The 3,229-nt window shown below is 39.5% G+C and carries 3 protein-coding genes; 1 reads left to right on the top strand and 2 read right to left on the bottom strand.

The window, feature by feature from the left end:
• Window positions 1-379: 379 nt before the first annotated feature.
• Window positions 380-1,819: an alanine/glycine:cation symporter family protein gene (locus tag ABWO41_RS16995; RefSeq protein ID WP_353140577.1), complete on the bottom strand. Its 1,440-nt coding sequence runs from the start codon at window positions 1,817-1,819 to the stop codon at window positions 380-382.
• 293 nt (window positions 1,820-2,112) lie between these two features.
• Here ABWO41_RS16995 and ABWO41_RS16990 point away from each other — a divergent pair, with 293 nt between their 5' ends.
• Window positions 2,113-2,451 carry a hypothetical protein gene (locus tag ABWO41_RS16990; RefSeq protein WP_353140574.1) on the top strand — a complete coding sequence of 113 codons (339 nt, stop codon included), beginning with the start codon at window positions 2,113-2,115 and terminating at the stop codon, window positions 2,449-2,451.
• 95 nt (window positions 2,452-2,546) lie between these two features.
• Here the strand turns inward: ABWO41_RS16990 and ABWO41_RS16985 are convergent, their stop codons facing one another.
• Window positions 2,547-3,014, bottom strand: coding sequence for a hypothetical protein (locus ABWO41_RS16985; protein ID WP_353140571.1), 468 nt, complete (start codon window positions 3,012-3,014; stop codon window positions 2,547-2,549).
• Window positions 3,015-3,229 lie beyond the last annotated feature (215 nt).

Raw genomic sequence — 3,229 nt, 5'->3', positions numbered from 1 at the left:
CTAAAAAGCACTAACGCTGTCACACTAATTTCTATGATAAAACCAAATCATTTTTATAAATGGTTTGGTTTTTTATTACCGCAAATATTCTGTGAATAATTTTGTTTCTAATGGCGCAGTTGAAGCCCGTCTGCCCTGGTTGTGCACCTGGGTAGGCCGGCAGGGATCTCCTGTTAACTTTTACTACCATTGTTTATTTGTCCTTCTCCTGGGGGAGAAGGTGCCCAAGGGGCGGATGAGGGCGCTTACAGCATATAATAAACTCATTCCCTCCCGAGTAACGGTCTCTCAAGAAGACCCTGTGATAATTTAAGTTGAACCAGCGAAGTAAGACTTTCCCTGCCTAAAAGCAGATTTTAGATCAGGGAAAGTCTATATTTTATTGAACTCCGGATTTTTTAGACCAAATTTCCAGATCAGGAAGGTTTAAAGTGCTACTGTCAAACTCAGGGTCTGCCCCTGTTTTTTTCTGTTTATTGTAATCGTTATAAAGAAGAACTACTTTTTTATGTAAAAGGATGATAGCGATGAGATTTAACCATGCCATAAGGCCCACGCCAATGTCGCCTAAAGTCCATGCAGATTTAGCTGTAGTGACACAACCCATATATGTCGAACCTAAGATTAACAGGCGTAACAGCCATATAAGCCATGTCTTACCGCTACCTCTGGTGATAAAACTGATGTTGGTTTCAGCAATGTAATAATAGGCCATGATAGTGGTGAAGGCAAAGAAAGCCAATGCTAGGGCAACGAATGCACCTCCCAATGCAGGGAAATGATGGGAAATAGCATATTGCGTATAGGCGGGCCCCATTTCTACTCCCGGAATATGCTCTACAATAAAACCTCCGGCTGGATTTTCTACGTTATATTGCCCCGTGAAAAGGATCATAAAGGCTGTTGCTGTACATACAAACAGGGTGTCGACATAGACAGAAAAACCCTGTACAAGGCCTTGTTTTATGGGGTGTGACACCTCGGCTGCTGCAGCTGCGTGTGGTGCGGTTCCTTGCCCTGCTTCGTTACTGTAGATTCCACGTTTAACACCCCATGCGATAGCCGTTCCTGCTACGGCTCCAAACGTGGCTTCAAGATTAAAAGCCGATTTAAAAATCAGGGAAATAACAGCTGGTACCTCTGTAATATTCAAACCGATAATAATGATGGCCATGAGGATATATGCGCCGGCCATAAAAGGCACAACATACTCTGCTACTTTGCTGATTCGTTTAACACCGCCAATAATGATAATGGCCAGTAATGCTGCTAAAAATATTCCGGTAATGACGGGCGAAATATGGAAAGCGGATTGGGCCGCAACACTTATGCTATTGCTTTGAACACTGGGCAACAGGAAGCCTGTGCTTACAATGGTAACGGCCGCAAATGTCCAGGCATAAGCTTTGCTTTTTAAGCCTTTGAGGATATAAAACGCCGGTCCGCCCCGATATTCGCCGTCGTTTACTTCCTTGTACATTTGACCTAATGTAGCTTCGACTATTGCGGATGCGCTTCCAAGGAAAGCAATTGTCCACATCCAGAAAACAGCACCCGGGCCACCCATACCAATAGCAGTAGCTACACCAGCAATATTTCCGGTTCCAACTCTTCCTGAAAGCGCAAGCGAAAAGGCCTGAAAGGAAGATATACCTTTCGCAGAACTGCCGCCGTTGAAGAGCAAACGTAACATTTCTTTAAGTTGGGTTAATTGTGGCAACCTAAATCGGATGGTGAAATATATGCCGGTTAACAGGCAAAAATAAACTAATGCGTCACTCCAGATGAGGTTATAAATGTTTTCTATCAGATTGTACATGCGTTATAATTAGTTGTCATGGGTTTGCTAAAATAGTGAATCCAAATTTAGCGTCAACATTATTGTACAGATTTTTATAGGATAAGTCCGATTTTTTCAGGCCAAGGTAGGTGTGTTTTTAAACGTTTAACCGGGCCAGAGTAAGCGGTATGAATATGGTTTTAAATAGTTGTAGTAGAGGTTGTTATTAGGATATAAAAGAATGTAATAAATGTTTTTTGGCCAGATTTTAGTAGTGTTTTATACGTAGCTTTGTGGTAAATATATATGATATCATAGGAAGGAGTTGACTTATGAGTAACAAGATCAGACAAGGAAATTCATATCTGCCGGTGGCCTGGGAGTATCGTGAAATTATAGAAGAACAGATTAACAAAAAAAGCAAAGGTAAGATATTCTATTTTGGTGAGGATAATAAAATAGAGGAAACTCAGGGTACTGTTATAGATATGTCAGAGGAAAAAGGTACAGGTATGTTTATCGTGATGGATACGGGAGTTCGAATAAGAATAGATCGGATTATAACGCTATTCGGCAAGATTGGAGCAGCATACGATGAGTATGACGCTTATGCGAACGCCTGTATGGATTGTATGGGAGGATATACAGAGGAAGAACTTGAAGATAAGTAAAGTAAAAATTAGCTAATCGCCAAAGCGGTATTCCATATAAATTTGGATAGCTATAAAGAGTATGATTATAATAATTGTAGCTATAATCGCTGTCTTTACAAATTCTTTTTTATCAAATTCAAAAGTTTCGGGATGTATAAAAAGTCCGAATAAACGGTGGGAGAAACCGTTAGATCCGGGCGAAACAATATGATACCCTGTAAAAAATGACGCCTTAACCGGTTATGATTTCCGGTGACGCTGGAATAGAAAATATCTGTACTACGGAAAGAAATACGTTTTTCGATGTTTTTATGAAACACTTTTAATACGGTAATGGGATAGCGGTCACCTGTCTTTTTGGTGAAAACATCCTTGTTATAAGATGAAGGAGATCTGCTTAATTCGGCGTACAGGATGCTTTCCTTTTTACCATCTAATTTTAAATAATGAATTCCTGTATTGTCGACTGTAATTTGTTGTATTGCATTGTTTTTAGCTCTCCTGATGTGTTTTATAAATCGAAAAACTGCAAAAATTACTAAAAAATTAAAATAAGTATCAATGAACCTCTGAATCCCCATGTCCAGGTGTGATTAGGAATAGAAGTTTTTTCCGGAAAGTTATCTCTGGTATAAATTCTAATCTGATACTTTTAGAGCGAAGCTATATCGGAGATATCAACTTTTTCCTATTTAGATTGACTAAATTATTTGGTTAGTCCACAGGTTTTGAAAATGATCCGAATCTTTCAATGCTAAGATAAAAGCTTTCAGAAGTCAGTTCAGAGGTGTTGGAG

Origin of the sequence: Pseudopedobacter sp. (assembly GCF_040392825.1) — a bacterium.
GTDB lineage: Bacteria > Bacteroidota > Bacteroidia > Sphingobacteriales > Sphingobacteriaceae > Pseudopedobacter.
This window is presented reverse-complemented; position numbering and strand designations above follow the sequence as displayed.

What these genes read in the sequence shown, in the direction of transcription:
- ABWO41_RS16985 (WP_353140571.1), bottom strand. Translation starts at nt 3,014, where the DNA reads ATGGGGATTCAGAGGTTCATTGATACTTATTTTAATTTTTTAGTAATT.
- ABWO41_RS16990 (WP_353140574.1), top strand. Translation starts at nt 2,113, where the DNA reads ATGAGTAACAAGATCAGACAAGGAAATTCATATCTGCCGGTGGCCTGG.
- ABWO41_RS16995 (WP_353140577.1), bottom strand. Translation starts at nt 1,819, where the DNA reads ATGTACAATCTGATAGAAAACATTTATAACCTCATCTGGAGTGACGCA.